This is a genomic window from Paenibacillus sp. 1_12 (genome assembly GCF_900114475.1).
Classification (GTDB): domain Bacteria; phylum Bacillota; class Bacilli; order Paenibacillales; family NBRC-103111; genus Paenibacillus_S.
Genome location: NZ_FOTE01000009.1, coordinates 153,748 through 173,788, shown reverse-complemented (window position 1 = coordinate 173,788; position 20,041 = coordinate 153,748). Strand labels below are relative to the sequence as shown.

The window sequence follows — 20,041 nt, the reverse complement described above, 5'->3', positions numbered from 1 at the left end:
GCAACTTCTATCATTAATTAAACTCCAGTTAGAACGAAAAGGTTTCAGTCTATTGTATATTAACTTGTGGCATTAGTCTAAAAATGTAACTAATCTGACACAGATTAATGATTTTTCTGGAACAAAATGGAATGTTGTCTCGTCTATATGATGTACATGTCAGCTTCTGAAGCAATCTATCTGCGAAAGCCCGTGATTCAAGCTTTCTACGGGAAGCCAAGATGATGCTAACGATGCAAGTTTCCTACGGAAGCCAGGACTATGCTTACGATGTTAGCTTCCTTAGGAAGCTCTTAGGAGGAAAAGAACAGTGAAAAGAGGACTTATTGGTTTATACACGCTTTTATTTGTGTTCGCGACGTTCATAGCCGTACCGCAGCCTTCTCAGGCATGCTCCTGTGCCAAGAAGCCATCTGTTCAGGAGGAGCTGGAGCGGAAGTCTGCCATATTCGCTGGCAAGGTTATAAAGCTCTCAGGACCACGCCTAGGCTTTTTTAACTCATCGGCTGATCCTTTGACCGTGACCTTCGCAGTGTCTACCGTTTGGAAGGGAGAGACGCGAGCCGAGTTGAATGTGTCTACACCTATGAGTGATTCCAGCTGCGGCTACAGCTTTGAGATGAATCGGGAGTATCTTGTTTATGCCAGCAGTGATGGCAGCGGTAAACATACAACGATGCTGTGCGATGGCACAAAGCTGCTAAGTGGATCGGCTGACGACCTGGCCGTGCTTGGTTCAGGGAATAAGCCAATAGCCCAGTCTTATTCGTTGAAGCCTGTAGGGGGAATTCCACTTTTTATTCTCGTGTCTATGGCGATGGCTTTTGTACTTGCTTTCATGCTTTGCTTTTGGGGAATTCAGATCGGATATGGTCTTTACCTTACTCGAAAGTATATTCACGGTCTGCAGGATATTAATCAAAGGCTGAGACACGGAGAGCAATCGTCCAAAATCGATTTTGTTGTGAGGCGGACTGGAAAGAAAAGGGGACTGCGCATGGGGGCAGGCTTGATTAGCATAGCAGCTGCTGCCGCGATCGCCGCAATTGTATATATACTGCTGATGAACATGTATACGAGCTGATTGGCTTTTCAAAGTAGAGAAGGGGAGGTATTAACCTTCTTTCTAGAGTAAATTGTAAGCGCTTAAAAATAGATTGACAAACATCAAAAATATCCTACAATTTGGGTATCGTGTCAGAAGACATCATTTAAAATAAAGCTAAAAACGGAGCATTCTCATCATTTGAATGGATCATGTTTCAATCGTACATCCAAGACTGGAGCTACTTGAATTGAGGAGGAAACTTGAATATGAAGCATCCTGTGCGCTGTGCGGTTATTGGATTAGGTCGATTAGGATATTGGCATGCGGAAAATTTAGCAGGACGAATCAAACACGCGGAGCTGGTATGTGTCGTGGATGCTGATTCGCAGCGGGCTGAGAAAGTGGCTGGAGAGCTGGGTGCCCAAAGATGGACGAGCAATCCTGATGAGGTAATGATGGACGCGAATATTGACGCCATAGTGATTGCAACACCGACAGGTACTCATGCAGAGCTGATCAAGAGAGCTGCCCAATATGGTAAATCCATTTTTGTGGAAAAACCGCTGACGCTACAGCTGGAAGAAGCCGATGAAGTGATCCATGCCGTGGAGAAGTATGGCGTTAAATGCCAGGTCGGTTTTATGCGCCGTTTCGATCCTGCTTATGCTGAGGCCAAGAAACGTATAGCTGCTGGAGATATTGGCAAGCCGATATATTTCAAGGCAGTATCCCGTGATCCGTCTTCTCCGCCTGCGGAGTTTATACGCAATAGCGGTGGCATCTATATCGATATGGCCATTCATGATTATGATCTAGCCAGGTTTCTTATGGCCTCAGAAGTAGAAGCTGTCTCTGCTCATGGTGCCGTCCTGGTGCATCCGTTCATGAAGGAGCTTCAAGATTCGGATCAATCACTTACCTATTTACGTTTTGCATCGGGTGCGGCTGGTGATGTAGAGGCTAGTCGTAATGCCTTATACGGATATGATATCCGAGGTGAGGTTGTTGGTACGGAAGGCACCATTCAGATCGGATCGCTACAGCACCATGATCTTCGCATTTTGACGCTCAAAGGCAGTACCCATGATATTGTGCCTTCCTTTCCGGAACGATTCAAGGATGCGTATCAGCTTGAAATGCTGCATTTTATCGATTGCTGCCTTCGTGGTGAGTCACCGTCAGTCACGGTTGAAGATGGCAAATCGGCGCTTCAAATTGCCTTAGCAGCTGCACAGGCTTTCAAAACTGGTATGGAGGTCAAGCTCGCAGACTTATAAATAAGCATAACCATGTCATTAATGAGGTTTATGAGTAAGATTCTAGCCGTGTCTAAAAGGAAATTGTAGAGAAGTCTGGAATCGCAATGCATCAATCCAAAATGAATGGGGTCACTCCTAGTGGTCCTGTTTTTTGTGTTTTGAAAAAATGGATAAATTGAATACTTATTTTACTTAAATTTGTATAAAATTTAATTATTTTAAGCAGGCTTCGCGTCATAGGATGTCGAATAAATGTATGGAATGTAGAAAAATAGGTAACAAGCACGAAAAGAAAGTTTAAATCATTTACAGCGGGGTGCTCATCGGATATGGAAAAAGCAACAGTTATTGGGTTAGTATTGGCGGTCATTGCCGTCGGTGTCGGGATGACGCTGAAGGGTGCAAGCGTCATGTCACTACTGAATCCGGCGGCACTTCTTATCATTTTCGTAGGTACAGCAGCGACTTTATTCGTTGGCTTTCAGATGAGTGAGCTTAAGAAGTTTCCCAAACTTATGAAAATTTTGTTCAAACAACAACAACTAATTGAAAAAAAAGAATTGATCCGTCGTTTTATGGACTGGGTTTCCATTACTCGTCGTGAAGGTTTACTTGCATTGGAAACACAAGTAGATCAAATTGAAGATACGTTTCTGCGTAACGGTATGCGAATGATTATTGACGGTAACGATAGCGAGTTTGTCAGGGATGTACTGCTGGAGGAAATCTCATCTACGGAAGAACGTCATCGTAATGGTGCTCTGATCTTCACACAAGCAGGAACCTATGCGCCTACTCTCGGGGTACTTGGTGCGGTTGTAGGTCTAATTGCAGCCCTTAGTAATCTGAATGAGGTTGAGAAGCTGGGTCATCTGATTTCCGCGGCTTTTGTTGCTACACTGCTCGGTATTTTTTCCGGATATGTGCTCTATCACCCAATGGCCAACAAGCTGAAGCAAATTTCCAAGAAGGAAATCGAAATCAAGCTGATTATGGTTGAAGGCTTGCTGTCCATTCAATCAGGTATTTCGACGATTGCAATGAAGCAAAAATTGTCCGTCTATATTCCGACTAGTGAACGTCATCTGCTTGATGAGGGAAGTGGCGCGGAATGAAAAAAAAGCGGCATGAGCATCATGAGGAGCATATCGATGAAACTTGGCTAATCCCCTATGCCGATTTGTTGACACTTTTGCTGGCTTTATTTATCATTTTGTTCGCTTCGAGTCAGATTGATTCCAAAAAGTTTGAGCAAATTATGAAGGGCTTGAACTCAGGCTTTAACGGCGGAACGGGCATGTTTGAGCAATCGAATATTGTGCCTTTGAGTATTTCACCCAACATCGATCAGAAGAAGGAAGACGAAAAGAAGAAGAATGAGCAGGAAAGCCAGCAAGAGCAGCAATTGAAGGCTCTGCATGATAAGGAAATGCAGGATTTGAAGGAGCTCCAACAGAAGCTGGACGGATATATTAAGGATAACGGACTTCTCTCACAGCTGGAAACCAAATTAAATGAGGATATGTTAAAGATTACAATCCGCGATAATGCCTTATTTCAATCTGGATCTGCCGATATCAAGCAGGAATCGCAGGTACTGGCACAAAGTATAACGAGTATGCTGAGCGGCTATAATCAATATAATGTGGAAGTGGCGGGTTTTACGGATAACGTTCCAATCAATACTAAGGATTTCCAGAGTAACTGGGATTTGAGCGCCAAACGTTCATTGAATTTTATGAAGCTACTCATGCAAAATGGCAAAATCGATCTTGCCCATTACCGTTCTATCGGATATGGAGAGTATCAACCGATCGATACCAATAATACGGCCGAGGGGCGTGCCAAAAACCGCCGCGTGGAAGTGAACATTATTCGCCAGATTAATGCTGCTGGCACTAAATCATTTATACCTTAAACTATTTACGTGCTAAGTAGTGTGGCCGATTGTGGAATTATTAAGAACATCTCATATAGGAACAGCCCTCCGGTTAGCTGGGGGGTTCTTTGTATACTGCCCATGCTTATATGAGCTCGTGTAGGCATTATTGAATGTTTGTAGCATTTATGTGATACTATAGCTTCATTAAAGGGGCTATGGGTGAACTGGAATCAGTCCCGATGGAGGCACATGCAGCATGGATATGTATCCGTTTCAATATGATCGCACCCAGCCCTTCGTTAAGCAGGCCTGTGAATGGATAGTTAATGTATTATACGATATATTGCCGGAATCCGGCTTTGAGGTTCGTGATGAACAGATTTTTATGGCGTTCCAGCTCGAACGTGCCTTTACTGGAAAGCAAACGATATTCGCAGAAGCAGGGGTCGGGACGGGCAAAACACTAGTGTACTTGTTGTATGCGATTTGTTACGCGCGTTATACACGCAAGCCGGCAATCATCGCTTGTGCGGATGAATCCTTGATCGAGCAGTTGGTCAAGCCAGAGGGGGATATTGCTAAGCTTACCCGTTACTTGAATCTTGCTATAGATGCCAGATTAGCCAAGTCACCTGATCAATATGTGTGCTTGACGAAGCTAGATGAAGCCAGACTTGGGCACGAGGATGTGGCGTTGTACAGGGATCTGTACGAGCATTTGCCGGAGTTCGTCCGTTTTCGTGAAACGCTGCAGTCGTTTCACGCTTATGGAGATCGAAAGCATTATCCGGAGATGAACGACGATCAATGGGAAAAAATCAGCTGGGATAGTTTTCAGGATTGCTTTGTTTGTGATCAGCGACATCGCTGTGGACAAACGCTTTCCCGCGATCACTTTCGGCGTTCTGGTGATCTGATCATTTGCTCGCATGATTATTATATGGAGCATGTGTGGACCTATGAGGGGAGAAAGCGCGGAGGACAGCTGCCGCTGCTGCCAGAGCACTGCACCGTTGTGTTCGATGAAGGCCATCTTCTGGAGTCCGCGGCGCAAAAGGCTTTGACCTACAAAATCAAGCATACCGTCTTCGAAGAATTAATTGTTCGGCTGCTGAAGGGACAAATTCGTCATTCGTTGGCTGTACTGATTGATGAAGCGATCGACCGCAGTGAAGCGATGTTTGATCTGCTAGAACGGCAGAACAGAGCAATCCCCGGCTCGGACCGTAGACAGATTCTTTTGAATGAGCAGCTGCTGAACGAGATCAGCCTGTTCCGAGAATCACTTGCGATCATCGAGGAAGAGCTGGTGCTGGAAAGTGAGCTGTACTCGTTGAATCCATACCACTCGCGTATTGTTCAAGAGCATTTGGACATGATGCAAAAGGCGCTGAGCTTGTTCCTGCAATCAGAAAGCTTTGTATGCTGGGTAACGGAAAGTATTACGGGTCTGACCTTGGTGATTATGCCACGGGCTGTTAAGGAGGTGCTGAAGAAACGAGTATTCAGTGCCAATATGCCGATTATATTTACTTCGTCTACACTGTCCGTTAATGGCTCCTTCGATTATGTAACAAAAAGTCTCGGGATTGAACATTACCTGTCCTTTAGTGTGGATTCTTCGTATGATTACGCACAACAGATGGAGGTTATTGCACCTCGTTGGTCGTTCAGAGGCACATTTTCGGAAAAAATGAAGACAGCCATCCGCCTGCTGGTGCGAACGCAGGGAAGGGCCTTGATTTTGTTCCCGACCAAAGATGCACTTCAGCGATTTAAGCGTGAAATCGTTCATTATCCGGAAGTTGCAAGGATGCATTTCGGTTTTGAAGGGGATCGAGAAATTAGTGATCTAATCTCCGTTTTTCAGCGCGAGGAGACTAGTATCTTATGTGCGGTTACTTTATGGGAGGGGCTTGATGTTCCTGGGCCGTCCTTATCCAATGTAATCATATGGGCGCTGCCTTTTCCACCGCAGGATCCGGTCTTTATGGCTAAACGCCAATCTACCGAAATGCCATACGAAGAGGTTGATTTACCTTATATGCTGCTGCGGCTTAAGCAGGGTATGGGGCGTTTGATTCGTACTCGTGAGGATCATGGTATTATTGCTATTCTCAGCGAGGAGCTGTATGAGGAACCGGATTTGAAGACTCATGTGGAGGGTTTGCTGCCAATAGGTGTTCATTTGCAGGAGTCGCTGTAGCAGCGCGCGTGTACAGTGCAATTTCAAAAGCACAAAAAGCGGCTTTTCGGTTGAAACCGATAAGTCGCTTTTTTGGTATTATTTTACCGTGGAAATATTAAGGGGACACCAGCAGCGTAATGTGTACCGTATCGCTTGTTTCTTTTCCAATCTGTGTTGCGCATAGAGATAATTGATCTCCAGCTTTATAAAAGCTAGCAGGCCAATATATCGAATAGGTGCCGTCTGAAGCAGCAGTTACTGTTGAGCTGGTGTACAGCCTCGAATCGTTATTCAGAGTACAATAGCAACTGGCACCGCCTGTCCTCTGACGAAGTCTGAATGTAGTCCATCATCAAGAAGAGTGGGTACGGCTGTTTGGCCGACAGTATCTTCTACGACGATAACACGATGATTTTGGCTAACTCTGCACGGCTCATTGCTTTAGCGGGTTGGAAGGACCCATCCTCATAGTCGCTAATGATACCGTTATCTACCAAACTTCTTATTTCTTTTTGTGCGTAAGAACCAGAAATATCCTTCATCCTTCAATTCTACTGAAGCAGTAGTGCCGAATACCCAAGTGGGCACCAACATGCTAAACAACAGCAAAAAAATAAGGAATCCACTGATTTTACTGTGGTCTTCTTTATACAGATTTATATTGGACCTACTTTTTCAAGTCTATGGAACTATTTTTAAGACTTAAAAATTACAAGTTAGTGATATGGGAATTACAGCATCCTCTTTTATGTAAAACTTACAAATTAAAGAAAATATTCGGATTTTGTAAGGTTTTGTTCACGAATTGTTTTACGAAGCTGCTAGCGTAGGCTTAACTGAAAAGTTATAAATTAATGATAAATGGGTAACTATATTAAGGAATTCAGGCATTTATATGATATGGAGGTCTTAACTATGGCAAAAGATTTTATGACAGCGGTTCGCGAAAGACGCAGCATTTATGCAATCAGCAAGAAATCCCCGATTTCCGACGACCGAATTGTTGAAATTGTCGAAGAAGCAGTTAAGAATGTGCCCTCTGCATTTAATTCCCAGAGTACGAGAGTCGTTGTGCTATTCGCCGCCCAACATGACAAGCTGTGGGATCTGACGACTGATATTTTGAAAGCCATCGTTCCCGCAGACCAGTTCGCATCAACCAAGCAGCGTATGGATGGATTCCGCAACGGATATGGAACTATTCTGTTTTTTGAAGACCAGCATGTGGTTACAGGGATGCAAGAAGCATTCGTGACTTATCAGGATCGCTTTCCCGTGTGGGCGCAGCATACGAATGCCATGCATCAGTTTGTGATCTGGACAGCGCTAGAAAGCGAAGGGCTTGGAGCCAATCTGCAGCATTACAATCCGCTGATTGACGAGAAGGTTAAGACGGAGTGGAAATTGCCTGAAAACTGGCAGCTTGTAGCCCAAATGCCTTTCGGAACACCGACAGCGCCTCCCGGAGACAAAGAATTTAAGCCGCTCAAAGAGCGGTTGCATATATTCAAATAGAGCAAATCGCAGCGTATCGGGCATTAGAAGCCTGATGCGCTTTTTTATAATATCAGAATTAATAAGTTTTCAGCGAAGCTGAACTCATTCTGATATTTCAAGAAAGGCTACCGCTATAACACGAATGTATCTTCTCGAGTAGACTTCGATGAGAAGCTTTTCTTATAATATCAGAATTTATAAGTTTTCAGCAAAGCTGAACATTCTGATATTTCAAGAAAGGTTACCACTATAAAATAGGCATATATTGGGAGATGTCGATATAATTTGCCTCCATATTGTAATCGAATTGAAACATGCGCTTCATCTTGGTTTAATGTTCTTAGCCTATACTTATAGATGACCCCCTTTTAAAATATAAGTACTTGAACCCCAGTGCCGCGGTGGCAGCTGGGGTATTTTTTTGTTGTCCCCAAGGTATGATTCGATTCAGGGTCAATTGGCTAAGTAAATAAGGTAATGACTAATTCCAGGAGGGACTACTATGCCATGGAAAAAGAATGATTACCCTGTTTCTATGAAAAATTTGGAGCCTCGTGTCCGCAGCAAGGCAGTCGAGATCGCTAATGCTTTGTTGGAGGACGGCTATGAGGAAGGCAGAGCCATCGCTATTGCTACTGCTAAGGCGGAAGAGTGGAACGAAGATCATCCCTTGCACAGACAAAAACACGAGGAGAAGGAATCATCCTCGAAGCAAAGAACCCGCCAGTCGGCTTCCCATAGTGAGCACAGCAGACATAATCTGCATGTTGTACCTGACGGAGATGGATGGGCCGTTAAGGAAGAGGGCGTCCAAGATGCACGTTTAAATACCGAAACGAAGGCAAAAGCCGTGGAGAAAGCTAAGCAGTGGGCATCAGATACGAATACAAGCGCGATTATTCACCGTAAGGACGGTACAGTCGAAACTTCACATAACTACTCATAACCTGTAGTCACGCATAACATAACCACCAATGAGTCACATAAAAGTACAACCTTTTGTACAAGCTAGTTTAATGTTCATCATCAATTGTTACAGCCATCATTCTAATGAAGAATAGGAGAGATACCAATGCCATCGAATTCAACAACGCAAACGATGCCTCCCCAGCATCAAAATCGCCAGCCCGGGCTGGAGAGCCAGATGACTCCGCAGCCGGACTCTGTAGACCGCAATTACAAAGGCAGCGGTAAGCTGCAAGGGAAAGTAGCCATTGTTACCGGCGGAGACAGCGGTATAGGCAAGGCTGCTGCTGTATGTTACGCAATTGAAGGGGCAGACGTGGTGATCGTTTATCTGAATGAGCACAGTGATGCCGAGGAAACCAAAAGACTGATCGAAAAGGAAGGACGTCGTTGTTTGCTGATGGCGGGGGATGTGGGCCAAGAAGCTTTTTGTCAGGAGGTTGTACGCAAAAGTATTGAAACCTTTGGTAAACTCGACATTTTGGTCAATAATGCTGCTGAACAGCACCCGCAGGAATCGATTGAACAAATTACACAGGAGCAGCTGGAAAAAACGTTCCGCACTAATATTTTCTCGTTTTTTTATTTTACGAAAGCGGCATTACCTCATCTGAAATCAGGTGCAGCGATTATTAATACGGCTTCCATCACCGCTTATAAGGGCAGCCCTCAGCTGCTTGACTATTCCTCAACCAAGGGCGCTATCGTTGCTTTCACCAGGTCATTGTCAATGAATTTGGCAAGTAAGGGCATCCGGGTTAACGGTGTAGCACCGGGTCCAATCTGGACGCCTCTGATTCCTTCTACTTTTGATGCCAACAAAGTCAGTCAGTTTGGTGGGGATACGCCGATGAAAAGGCCGGGTCAGCCAGAAGAGCTTGGACCTTCCTATGTTTTTCTGGCATCTGATGATTCCTCTTACATGTCAGGACAATTCCTGCATGTCAACGGCGGCGATATCATTAATGGGTGATAAGATTAACTTAATCATCCATAAGGCAGCGCAGCTGCGACTTTAAACGACAGATCAAGGCTGAATTCCAAGATAAGGAATTCAGCTTTTTGTGCGTCCACTACGTCACAAATTCGATCTTTTAAATGCTATCAAAGAAGCATATACTGAATAGGGCAGGTTCTACATAGCGGCTGTCAATAATAAAATAACGATACGTTGAGGAGGCATCATTCATGATTTTCAGTGATTTGGCAACTTGGGAACGCGGCGAGAAGTCTACTTATCCACAAGCCCTTAATAAGGGACTGGAGTATATCCGTACCACCGATTTCAGCACAATGGCACCTGGCAAGTATGAGATTGAAGGCGACCTCATGTTTGTCATGGTTCAGGAGCCGACAACCCAAAGCTGGGAGAAACAGCGTCCGGAATCACACCAAACCTACATCGATATTCAATACTTGATCGAAGGCGAAGAGCTGATCAAGGTAGCACGTTTAACATCTGATGCCGTTATTTCCGAAGAGGACTTCGCATCGCGGGACATCGCTTTTTATGAAACTACAAGTGTTGAAAGCTCAATCCTGCTTCTGCCGGGAGACTTTACCGTATTTTATCCAAGTGATATTCATCGTCCTGTCTGTAGCGTTACAGCGGATCAGCCAATTAAAAAGGTCGTTATCAAGATTCATAAATCTTTACTCGAGCTATAGTTCCAACCCCTTCAACCGCTCGGAGCCTCGTGGTGACTTAACCATGAGGCTTTTTGTCGTATGAAAAGGGTTGATTCGGGTATTCTAACAGGACAGAAAAAATAGACCAAACGCATAGTACGAAAGGATGGGCACCCGCATGCCGTATGGTGATGTGAATGGAACGACGCTCTATTATGAAAGCGTGGGGCAAGGAATACCGATTGTTTGCATACACCCGATCCTTTTAACCGGGGAAATCTTCAGCTATCAGCGTGCTTCCTTGTCCGACCGTTATCAAATTATTACCTTCGATATTCGCGGTCACGGTAAAAGTCGCTTCTCTAAGCAGCCGCTTACCTATTCCATGATCGCAGAGGATATTCGACAGCTATTGGATACTTTGGGTATTGCCCAAGCCTATTTGTGCGGATACTCGGTAGGTGGTCAAATTGCTTTGGAAGCGCTGCTGACTGATCCGGACCGTTATTTGGGAGCGATTCTGATTGGCGGGACGTCAGAATTAACCGATCCGATCCAAAGAAGCCTGGTATGGATAGCGCACCTGCTTTGTGGACTCAAGGGGAAACGGCTGTTATCGGCCATCGATGCGGGGGGTAATGCAGATAATCTCCGCATTTTTAAAACGTTGTACGAGAGTTGTAATTTAGGTAATGTGTTGAACTTAGCTCAATATAATGAGCAGGTGCTGGGCTTCAATTGTACGAATCGGCTGCATGAAATTCAAGCCCCAGTCCTGCTGCTCTATGGGCAGAGAGATACAAGGTTCCATCGTTATGCTAGAGTGCTGCAGACTAAACTGCCTAATAGTACCCTGCATTTTATTAACGGTGCCCCGCATCAGATCCCGACAAAGCATGCTGCTGATGTGGATGGACTGTTACGGCTTTGGATTGGCGGTCAAACGACCAAGCTGTCCAAGCAGCAGAATGAGAACAACCACAGGGATCGAGAGGTTGGAGAACAGCAAAGCTTTAAAGAGCAGCATACGCATCTTGAGCAGCGGGATCACTTTGAACAGCAAAGTTTTGATGAACATCAATAACAATGAATCCCTTCGGATAAATAACGACTTTAATGGTATGATGAGTACATACTTAACGCTCATTGAAGTTAATGCAATCATTATTTATCAGGAGGGATTATTACCTTATGCAAACGATCCGTTGGGGAATTATAGGCTGCGGTGACGTAACCGAAGTCAAAAGTGGCCCTGGTTTTCAAAAAGCAGCTCATTCTGAGCTGGTTGCGGTAATGAGAAGAGATGCCAGTTTAGCGGAGGATTATGCCCGCAGGCACAACGTGCCAACATGGTACAGTGATGCCGATCAGCTAATTGGCGATCCGCAGGTCGATGCGGTATATATCGCGACACCGCCAGCTTTTCATAAAGAATATGCGATCAAAGCTCTGAAAGCTGGAAAACCTGTATACGTGGAAAAGCCGCTGGCGATGAATGTAGCAGAATGCGAGGAAATGCTAGAGGCGAGCCGCCAAGCTAATATGCCTCTATTCGTTGCTTATTACCGGAGACAATTGCCGAGGTTTTTGAAGGTGAAGGAGCTTCTTGAGAATGGCATCATCGGAGAGGTTCGCTTTGTCACAACCACACATCTGGGACAATTTAAAAAAAGTTCATGGAGAGTCCAGCCGGAAATATCCGGGGGTGGGCTGTTTGTTGATGTTGCCAGCCATACGCTCGATTTACTAGATTATTTATTAGGCCCTATTGGAAATGTCAAAGGCTTCGCAGATAACCAAGGACGCCACTACGAAGCGGAGGATATCGTGACAGGAGCTTATCAGTTTGAATCCGGTGTATACGGTACCGGAAATTGGTGTTTCTCCTCTTACCAGGATATGGACACGAACGAGATTGTGGGATCCAAAGGAAAAATTACATTTTCCACCTTTCAGAACAGTCCCATTCTCGTATCAACCTCTGACGGCGAGGAGCAGTTCATGATCGAGCATCCGCTCCATATCCAGCAGCCCCTAATTCAAACTGTCGTTGACGCTATACGGGGCCAGGGCGATTGCTTGAGCACGGGTATAAGCGCGATCAGGACGAGTAAAGTTATGGATGAGATTCTTAAAGCTTACTATCATAAAGCCTGAGCCTGCATGTCCTGCGCAAAAGTTATTAACGGAATTTCCAATCCCCAGAGTGCGCAATAAACAGAAAAAACCTTCAAATTCCCATTTATCAACTGGGGTCTGAAGGTTCTTTCTGTTTATAGGGTTATGAGGCAGCTGATCATTAGAAATCTGTAATTACTTTACCGTTTTATTGTAAGTACCGAGCTTTCCGGTAATTTCCTTGGCAGCACCGTCGAGTGCATCCTTCGGTTGTTTCTTGCCGTTAAGCACTTCTTCAATTGCTCCCTCTGTAAGCTGTCGAGCTTCAGGGAATACGCCCATTACTGCACCTTGAGTAGCTGTATTGGCTTTGGTTGCGTGAAGCTGATCAACAGCTGTTTTCAACTGCGGATATTTCACCAGATTGTCCTTCACGATTTGCTCGTCATAAGCTTTTTTGGTAATAGGGAAGTAGCCAGTGTTTACGTGCCAGAAAGCTTGTTGCTTAGGCTCAGCCAGGAATTTGATAAACTGCCAAGCGCCGTTTTGCTCAGCTTCACTACGGTTGTTCAAAATATAAACACTTGCGCCTCCAACGATTACGCCGCCTTCTTTGGCGTCGGATGGTTTAGGAAGAGTACCCGTTCCAACTGCGAACTTGCCTTGTGCTCCGTCAACAATACCGCGCAGAGAGCCAGTGGAGTCCAGAGTCATAGCCACTTGTCCAGCGATAAAGGCTTTCTTGGTATCATCCGTTTTACGACCCAGATTTAAAGAGGATTTATCATCAACCATTTGCTTCCACCAGGCAAGTGTTTTCACGCCTGCATCACTGTTCAACATGGATTCGGTTGCCAAACCTTTACGGCCATTGCTGTTATTCAGCAGCTCAGCACCTTGATTAGCAAAAAATTGTTCCATAAACCAACCATAGATAGCGAAGGAATTACCGTATTTACCGTCTTTGGTTAATGCTTTGGAAGCTGCCGCTACTTCTTCGTAGGTAGCTGGCGGTTTCTCAGGATCAAGACCTGCTGCTTTGAACATATCCTTGTTGTAGTAAAGGATCGGGTTCGATGTATTGAACGGCATGGAGTTCAGCTTGCCGTCAATCCGATAGTAGTTCAGAATGTTCTCTTCAAGCTGGGATAAGTCATATTTGTCGGCATCAATAAATTTTTGCATAGGGGTAATCGCCTTGGAATCAATCATAAAACGACTGCCGATTTCGAATACCTGAATCAGAGCAGGACCGCTTTTGGAATCCATGGACGTTTTCATTTTGTTCAAGCTTTCATCATAAGTACCTTGGAAAACCGCTTCTACGACAACATCCTTTTGCGATGCATTGAAGTCAGCAACAAGTTTATCAATCGCTTTGCCAAGCTCTCCGCTCATGGAATGCCACCATACGACCTTAACCGGTTCTTTGCTTGCAGCAGGTTTCGGGGCCATTTCTTTATTGTCTGCTCCCTTTACGGCTGTCGGTTGTGTTGTGGTACCGCCGCATGCAGCCATGAAGAGCATCACGATGGCCATACAAAGCGTCATTAAACTTTTTCTACTCCAGCTTATCATTGTCGTCTTCGCTCCCTTAAAAAATGTTTTATTTATATAGAGCGTCCTGGGGACGCACTATTTCTAATATTTCTGCTTGAATCGACAGGCAGAAGCTGCTAGCCTTTCACAGCCCCAGCCGTAATACCGCGAACCAACTGCTTGATTCCAAGAACGAGCAGTAGCAGCGAAGGCAGCATGACTAACGTTACACCAGCTAGTACCAGATTCCACGAGGTCATTTCCTCGAATTGCAGCATGCTGATACCGATCTGCACGGTGCGCATCTGCTCGCCGTTCGTGATCAGCAGAGGCCACAGATACATGTTCCAGTGCGTCAGAAACGAGTACACACCAAGTGTGGCTAGGGCAGGACGGGCCAAAGGCAGCACCATCTGAACAAAGATTCGCAAGTGACCGCAGCCGTCGATTTTCGCGGCTTCGAATAGCTCGGCAGGCAGCTGCAAGAAAAATTGTCGCAGCAGAAACGTTCCGAACGCCGTAGCCAGAAAAGGAACGATCAGCCCTTCGTAGCTGTCCAGCCAGCCCCAGCTTTTGACGGTTAAGAAATTGGGAATCATTGTGACCTCCCAGGGAATCATCATGGTGGAAAGGAACAGCGCGAACAGAATGCCTTTGCCTGTGAATCTCAAAAAGGAGAATGCGTAAGCGGCCATACTGGCGGTCAACAGCTGCCCGATCATGATAGCAGTAGAAATCAGCAGACTGTTCATAATGAATTTGAAGATCGGCACCAGGTGCGTAACGGTAATGAAGTTATCCCAGTACAATCCGCCTGGCAGCAGCTTGGGCGGGTAGGACGACGATTCGGCGGGAGTCATGAGAGCTGCCGAGAACGTGAACAGCAGGGGATACAGTATCAAAGCGGCGAATATGCCCAGCAAGATGTAAACAGCTGTATTTTGGAAGCGTGAGGTCATTGATAGTGCACCTTCTTTTCAAAAAAGGTAAACTGCAGAAGGGTCAACACGAGAATGATGGCGAACAGGACCAGTGCCTGCGCGCTGCCGATACCAAACCGGAAATTAATAAACGCATCCTGATAAATGTTATAGACGACCACATCTGTCGTGTACATGGGTCCACCCTTGGTCAAAATGTGCATTTGTCCGAACGATTGAAAAGCTCCTATAACGGATACGATAGCCACGAAGAAAAGCGTTGGCGATATGAGCGGCAGCGTTAACTGCACAAAGGTTCGAATCGGACCGGAGCCGTCGATTTTGGCGCTGTCATAAATTTCCTCTGGTACACCCTGCAGGCCGCTAAGCAGCACGATGTAATTAAAACCAAGCGTCATCCAGACGGTCATCACCGAAACAGACAGGAGCGCCCAAGCAGGGTCAGTTAGCCAACCGATAGGTGAAATACCTGCGAGGCTTAAAAAATAGTTGAGTGTACCCACGCTTGGATGGAACAGCATCATCCAGATGACGGAGCCTGTTCCGACAGAGATCGCGATGGGCAGTGAGAATATAAACTGGAATACTCGCATGCCGCGCAGCTTGGATTGCGTTAATGCGGCTAGCAGCAGCGCCAGCAGGATACAGGTAGGGACGGTAAGCAGGGTGAAGGACAATGTGACCTTCAGGCTTTGGTAGAAGCGCTCTGACAGGAACAGCTCCTGAAAGTTCTCGATGCCTACAAATTCTGCGATGCGTCCCCGTGGGTCGGTAAGATGCAGACTCAGATAGATGGATTGCAGCAGCGGATAGAATAGAAATACACCAAACAGCAGCAGAGAGGGGGCCATAAATAAATAGGCGAGCAAATTTTCCTGCAGTCGCAGCTTATGAAGGCTCTGGATACGGCCAACAGCAGCTGGCTTGGGTCTGTTAGCGGAAACGCTCCCGAGTTGTTTTTCCATGAGGCTCATACATCATTCACTCCTGACGATAACGGCCTTAGTTAGGCGGTTAGCTATTGATGTGGAAGCTGATTCCTTCCATGACCACCTTTGTCAGTATAAAGTTCATTTGTTAACCAGAGGTCAACTACATATAAAGGTTTTATGTAGAAAATTGGGACCACCTCAATAAACAACCCACCCTGACTTTGGCCAGAGTGGGTCGAAGGTGGAAGTTATGAGCTGTAAATGGAGTCATACTCGATGATGGCGATATTGCCTGATTGGGGTCAATTAACCAGCGCAAAAGGCTACATGCTGCCTTGTAGCAATGGCATCAAGCGGAACATGCCGCCAGCCAGCGGCTGTTTGCATAGTGCTTGTCTAATTAAAATGTAAACTTGGCTGTAGCTTGCCGCATTTGAGCAGCAATTCGGGAAAGATCGGAAGTCGAACTATTTATTTCTTCCATATCCTTCAATTGATCTACGGAGATAGAGGCGACATGATGGGTACTTTCGAACGTTTTTTTTGCAATATATGCTATTTCTGTAATAGACGCTGCAACCTCCTCGCCGCCCGCGTAGATCTGCTCTGAAGCTGCGGCAACCTCCTGGATTTGTTCAGACAACCGTTCAGTCGCAAGCACGATCTGTCCAAAGTTGACACCTGCTTCATGAATGGAGCGGCTGCCAATCTGGATTTCAGAAATTCCTACATTCATAGCATGTACGGCTTGCCTGGAATCAGATTGGATAATTTGAATGAGTTCGGCAATTCGTGTAGCAGATTGATTGGACTGCTCGGCTAATTTTTTCACTTCGTTTGCTACTACAGCAAAGCCTTTTCCGTACTCACCAGCGCGCGCAGCTTCAATGGAAGCATTAAGAGACAGCAAACTGGTTTGATTAGAAATATCTCGAATGATGGTGATGATTTCTCCGATCTCAACCGTACGTTTATTGAGCCTATTTAATTCGTCAGCGCTTTGCTCTACCGATTTGTTAATAGAGTTCATCTGCCCGATCACTCGCTGTATATTATCATTTCCTTGCTCTGCCTGGTGAGTGGTTTGAACTGCCAGCTCTGATACACGTCCTGTCGTTTCTGCGATACGTTGTATTCCAATGGATATATCCCCCATAGCTTTACTCGTTTCTTCTGAGCCTCTCATTTGATTTTCAGCTCGGACAGCAGATTCCTGCATGGCAGAAGATACTTGATTGGCCGCTTGAGCTGCTTCCTGCGATCCTACATTTAGCTGTAATGAAGAATCCGCCACTTGCGCGACCGCATCCTGAATGCTATGAATGATATTGCCGAAATTTTGAATCATGGCTTGAAGAGAATGGACTAAATCACCAATTTCATCGCGATTTTTAATATTCGGTACTTGAATGCTCAAATTGCCTGCAGCCACCAGTTCAATGGCTTTGGAAACCAGTCGGACAGGTCTGGAAATATATATGGATAGGATGTATGCAAGAGCCATCGCGGACGCTGCAGCGATTAATATCAGTATAATAGATGTAACGATGCTCTTGGAGTAAAGTTCATCTGCTTCATTGCTTGCATTCAATGCCGCTTCATGGTCAAGATTGACCAATTTGTCGATATCAAGCTTCATGCTTGCATATATGTTCTGCGATTCTTGTATCAGTTTAATAACTTGATCTCCATCTTTGCCAGCTCCACTGATCAGATTCACCTTCGTTGAGTATTGCACGAATTGAGTATGTAGTGTTTTGTAATCGCTCCAGTTGGTTTTAACCCGCACGATCAGGTCCAAATCCTCAGCAGTCATAATCCTTTTTTCATAAGTTTCAAATTGCTGTTCAATCTCTTTTATGGTTTGACTCACTTCATCGTTGAGCGAATTTAATGTCGAAGTATCCGATTGGATCATACTTTGCAACTCCAGTGCGAATACATGCTCAATCAAATAATTAATACGATTAATAACTTCTACGCCACGCATATTATTATTGGTAATGGACTTTGTTTTATCGTTGATTATTCTAAGTTCAGAAGTGGTAAACCAAGCTAGAACGCACATTAGGATAAGGACGAGAATAAAGCTGGCATACAGCTTCTTTCCTACGGTTAATTGAAGTAATGGAATCCTTTTTTTCATAAAATCTACAGCTCCTTTTATCTTCTGGGCACAAGTATGAACTAAAATAAAGAACTATTTCGTTCTTCATATAAGAACGTTGTTATCTATACGTGAATACGTTTATTGGGATTTTAGCACGCGATATATAAGAATGCAATTTAATGGCATTAAAAAGTTTTAGGCAAAACGAATTCAATAAACAAAAAGACCTCATCCGCTATATGGCAGAAAAGGTCAATAAACGAATGGTCCTATAAAAGCCAATCGTCTTCTAATTCGAAATCACATCTACAACGATGCTGCTGTACAAGCGATCGTTGATGTAGGCCATCACTCTCCACCGTCCAGGTTCAGGCAATGACATCGAAGAAACCGCAGTGCGATCCGCACCATTCAGACCTCCGCCGAGCTGGCTCGCTGAGAATACCTGTACCAAGGCGGTCGTACCTTGTTTAACTGCCGATACCTTGAATTCCCCTTCAAGCTCTTGATCTGCTCCCCAAAAATGCCACATATATTTGTTGCCCTTTCCTGCGATGAGGGGCTGCTGGTCTAATCTTACACCCTTTTCATTAATATAAGGACCAACAATAAAACCCGCTTTGCCTTGCTCACCAACTAGCACGTACGCATTTTTCTTGCCATCGCCGCTAGTATAAGGCAGTTCAAAAGTGGGACTTACCGTCCAGGAGGGCTCTGCCACAGACAGAACAGCATCCCCGTAAAATTGACCGTTTAGCATCACTTCGTATCGCCATATTCCACTGAGAGGAAGGGCAAACGTCGTTGTAAAACGCTCCAAACCGGGATACCCCGAGCTTGGTGTCGTTATGGTTTGTGGATGAAGTGCGGTTATACGTGTACCGGTTTCCTTATGAAAAGCGTTGATGGTGATTTGGTTTCCTGCAAACGTATCAAAAGGAGCTGTAAAATGGATCATATATCCGAAAGGTTTGCCCGCAGACAGGTTGGGGTCCGGGAATATATTGAACAATGTTGTCCCATTTTGTTGATATTCCATTCGAACGCTCCAAGGGTCTACTTTACCTACGGATGCGGGATTCTGCATTTGCTCCGTAACGCTCTTCGGTAAAAGTGTAAATACCATAATAGCACCAACAACTAAAAGAATGGCCATTGCCGGAATGAATCGGGTCGCCGTTTTTACTTTCGATTGTGGCCTTTGCTTCGCTTTGTGAATAATGTCCTGCTTCATTTGTTCTGTAAAACGCGGTTTCATAAAAGGGGACGAGCTGAACGCTTCGCTCCATTGCGGCGGTTGCTCTTTCATAGTCACTCTCCTTCTTGTTTTTCTTTTTTCAGCATATCGGATAATTTATTCCGGGCTCGATGAAGTCGTGTTTTGACGGTTGCTTCCGGTATGTCCAGCAGTGCTGATATTTCTTTGTTCGTTAGCTCATAATGAGCATTCAAAAGCAGAATTTCTCTGAATTTGCGGGGAATCCGCATAAGCGTTACCCAAATATGGCGGGTCTCCAAGCGATCAAACAATTCTTCCTCTGCTGATCGTGAGCTGCCTCTTCGAATGACATAGTCCACTAACGTCACTTTACTTATAAACGCGCTTTTTAAATAGTTTAATGACTTGTTTCGCGTGATGGTTAATAACCAGCTTTTCACACTACATTCGCCTCGAAAGCTGTATAGCTTGTCATATACGGATAAAAACACGTCCTGGGAAAGATCATCGGCTGCGTCAGAACGACGGGTCAGAAAAAATGCGAAGTTCCAAACGTCGTTTCCATATTGGTTCATCAGATCACGAAGAATAGCGTCTTTATCACTCCCACCTGTCAGATGCTGCAAATAATGTGGTTCCACGAAATCACCTCCCCAATTAGACCGACTGCTCAGCGAAAAGTTCCCGAAAATAAAAAAAACGACCTCTTGTGA

At 45.1% G+C, this 20,041-nt stretch carries 19 protein-coding genes; 12 read left to right on the top strand and 7 right to left on the bottom strand.

All coding sequences use genetic code 11. The features are described from left to right. The first annotated feature begins 310 nt into the window (after positions 1-310). The 5 genes from BM210_RS20335 (at position 311) to BM210_RS20315 (ending at position 6,395) form a co-directional block, all read left to right on the top strand. Positions 311-1,084 carry a hypothetical protein gene (locus tag BM210_RS20335; protein WP_091172784.1) on the top strand — a complete coding sequence of 258 codons (774 nt, stop codon included), beginning with the start codon at positions 311-313 and terminating at the stop codon, positions 1,082-1,084. 230 nt (positions 1,085-1,314) lie between these two features. Further along, positions 1,315-2,325 carry an inositol 2-dehydrogenase gene (iolG, locus tag BM210_RS20330; RefSeq protein WP_091172782.1) on the top strand — a complete coding sequence of 337 codons (1,011 nt, stop codon included), beginning with the start codon at positions 1,315-1,317 and terminating at the stop codon, positions 2,323-2,325. A gap of 311 nt (positions 2,326-2,636) precedes the next feature. Beyond that, a complete protein-coding gene (motA, locus tag BM210_RS20325) occupies positions 2,637-3,422 on the top strand; it encodes a flagellar motor stator protein MotA (protein WP_091172780.1) in 786 nt (261 codons plus the stop codon). Next, positions 3,419-4,225 (top strand): flagellar motor protein MotB, encoded by an 807-nt coding sequence (locus BM210_RS20320; RefSeq protein WP_091172777.1) that lies wholly within the window; start codon positions 3,419-3,421, stop codon positions 4,223-4,225. The genes motA and BM210_RS20320 overlap by 4 nt, the downstream gene beginning before the upstream one ends. Positions 4,226-4,445: 220 nt before the next feature. Then, the gene (locus BM210_RS20315) at positions 4,446-6,395 is read left to right on the top strand and encodes an ATP-dependent DNA helicase (protein WP_091172773.1); all 1,950 of its coding nucleotides are present in this window, start codon (positions 4,446-4,448) and stop codon (positions 6,393-6,395) included. Positions 6,396-6,769: 374 nt separating this feature from the next. On the opposite strand, the gene BM210_RS20310 is transcribed toward BM210_RS20315, so the two are convergent. Further along, positions 6,770-6,919: an S-layer homology domain-containing protein gene (locus BM210_RS20310; RefSeq protein WP_091172770.1), complete on the bottom strand. Its 150-nt coding sequence runs from the start codon at positions 6,917-6,919 to the stop codon at positions 6,770-6,772. Positions 6,920-7,277: 358 nt separating this feature from the next. Here BM210_RS20310 and BM210_RS20305 point away from each other — a divergent pair, with 358 nt between their 5' ends. The 6 genes from BM210_RS20305 to BM210_RS20280 all read left to right on the top strand — a co-directional run bounded on the left by BM210_RS20305 (position 7,278) and on the right by BM210_RS20280 (position 12,626). After that, positions 7,278-7,892 carry a nitroreductase family protein gene (locus tag BM210_RS20305; RefSeq protein ID WP_218184953.1) on the top strand — a complete coding sequence of 205 codons (615 nt, stop codon included), beginning with the start codon at positions 7,278-7,280 and terminating at the stop codon, positions 7,890-7,892. Positions 7,893-8,376: 484 nt separating this feature from the next. Beyond that, complete coding sequence (locus tag BM210_RS20300; protein ID WP_091172764.1) at positions 8,377-8,820, top strand: DUF2188 domain-containing protein; 444 nt, start codon at positions 8,377-8,379, stop codon at positions 8,818-8,820. A gap of 126 nt (positions 8,821-8,946) precedes the next feature. Next, complete coding sequence (locus BM210_RS20295; protein WP_091172761.1) at positions 8,947-9,813, top strand: SDR family oxidoreductase; 867 nt, start codon at positions 8,947-8,949, stop codon at positions 9,811-9,813. A 215-nt stretch (positions 9,814-10,028) separates the two neighbouring features. Next, positions 10,029-10,508, top strand: coding sequence for a NanQ anomerase/TabA/YiaL family protein (locus BM210_RS20290; protein WP_091172760.1), 480 nt, complete (start codon positions 10,029-10,031; stop codon positions 10,506-10,508). Positions 10,509-10,647: 139 nt separating this feature from the next. Next, positions 10,648-11,553, top strand: a complete 906-nt coding sequence (locus BM210_RS20285; protein ID WP_177237916.1) for an alpha/beta fold hydrolase — start codon at positions 10,648-10,650, stop codon at positions 11,551-11,553. A 107-nt stretch (positions 11,554-11,660) separates the two neighbouring features. Further along, positions 11,661-12,626 carry a Gfo/Idh/MocA family protein gene (locus tag BM210_RS20280; RefSeq protein WP_091172754.1) on the top strand — a complete coding sequence of 322 codons (966 nt, stop codon included), beginning with the start codon at positions 11,661-11,663 and terminating at the stop codon, positions 12,624-12,626. A 156-nt stretch (positions 12,627-12,782) separates the two neighbouring features. Here the strand turns inward: BM210_RS20280 and BM210_RS20275 are convergent, their stop codons facing one another. The 3 genes from BM210_RS20275 to BM210_RS20265 all read right to left on the bottom strand — a co-directional run bounded on the left by BM210_RS20275 (position 12,783) and on the right by BM210_RS20265 (position 16,041). Next, positions 12,783-14,165, bottom strand: coding sequence for an ABC transporter substrate-binding protein (locus tag BM210_RS20275; RefSeq protein ID WP_091172752.1), 1,383 nt, complete (start codon positions 14,163-14,165; stop codon positions 12,783-12,785). 98 nt (positions 14,166-14,263) lie between these two features. Beyond that, positions 14,264-15,085, bottom strand: coding sequence for a carbohydrate ABC transporter permease (locus BM210_RS20270; protein WP_091172750.1), 822 nt, complete (start codon positions 15,083-15,085; stop codon positions 14,264-14,266). Continuing rightward, a complete protein-coding gene (locus tag BM210_RS20265; protein ID WP_091172748.1) occupies positions 15,082-16,041 on the bottom strand; it encodes a carbohydrate ABC transporter permease in 960 nt (319 codons plus the stop codon). The genes BM210_RS20270 and BM210_RS20265 overlap by 4 nt, the downstream gene beginning before the upstream one ends. 234 nt (positions 16,042-16,275) lie before the next feature. Here BM210_RS20265 and BM210_RS35775 point away from each other — a divergent pair, with 234 nt between their 5' ends. Then, the gene (locus BM210_RS35775) at positions 16,276-16,410 is read left to right on the top strand and encodes a hypothetical protein (RefSeq protein WP_256223861.1); all 135 of its coding nucleotides are present in this window, start codon (positions 16,276-16,278) and stop codon (positions 16,408-16,410) included. Here the strand turns inward: BM210_RS35775 and BM210_RS20260 are convergent. From BM210_RS20260 to BM210_RS20250, 3 genes are all read right to left on the bottom strand, one after another. Further along, positions 16,400-18,145: a methyl-accepting chemotaxis protein gene (locus tag BM210_RS20260; protein WP_091172745.1), complete on the bottom strand. Its 1,746-nt coding sequence runs from the start codon at positions 18,143-18,145 to the stop codon at positions 16,400-16,402. The two genes, BM210_RS35775 and BM210_RS20260, sit on opposite strands and share 11 nt — an antisense overlap. Positions 18,146-18,398: 253 nt before the next feature. Then, positions 18,399-19,418, bottom strand: a complete 1,020-nt coding sequence (locus tag BM210_RS20255; protein ID WP_091172744.1) for a DUF4871 domain-containing protein — start codon at positions 19,416-19,418, stop codon at positions 18,399-18,401. Between the two features lie 2 nt (positions 19,419-19,420). After that, complete coding sequence (locus BM210_RS20250) at positions 19,421-19,969, bottom strand: RNA polymerase sigma factor (RefSeq protein WP_256223859.1); 549 nt, start codon at positions 19,967-19,969, stop codon at positions 19,421-19,423. Between the last annotated feature and the right edge of the window lie 72 nt (positions 19,970-20,041).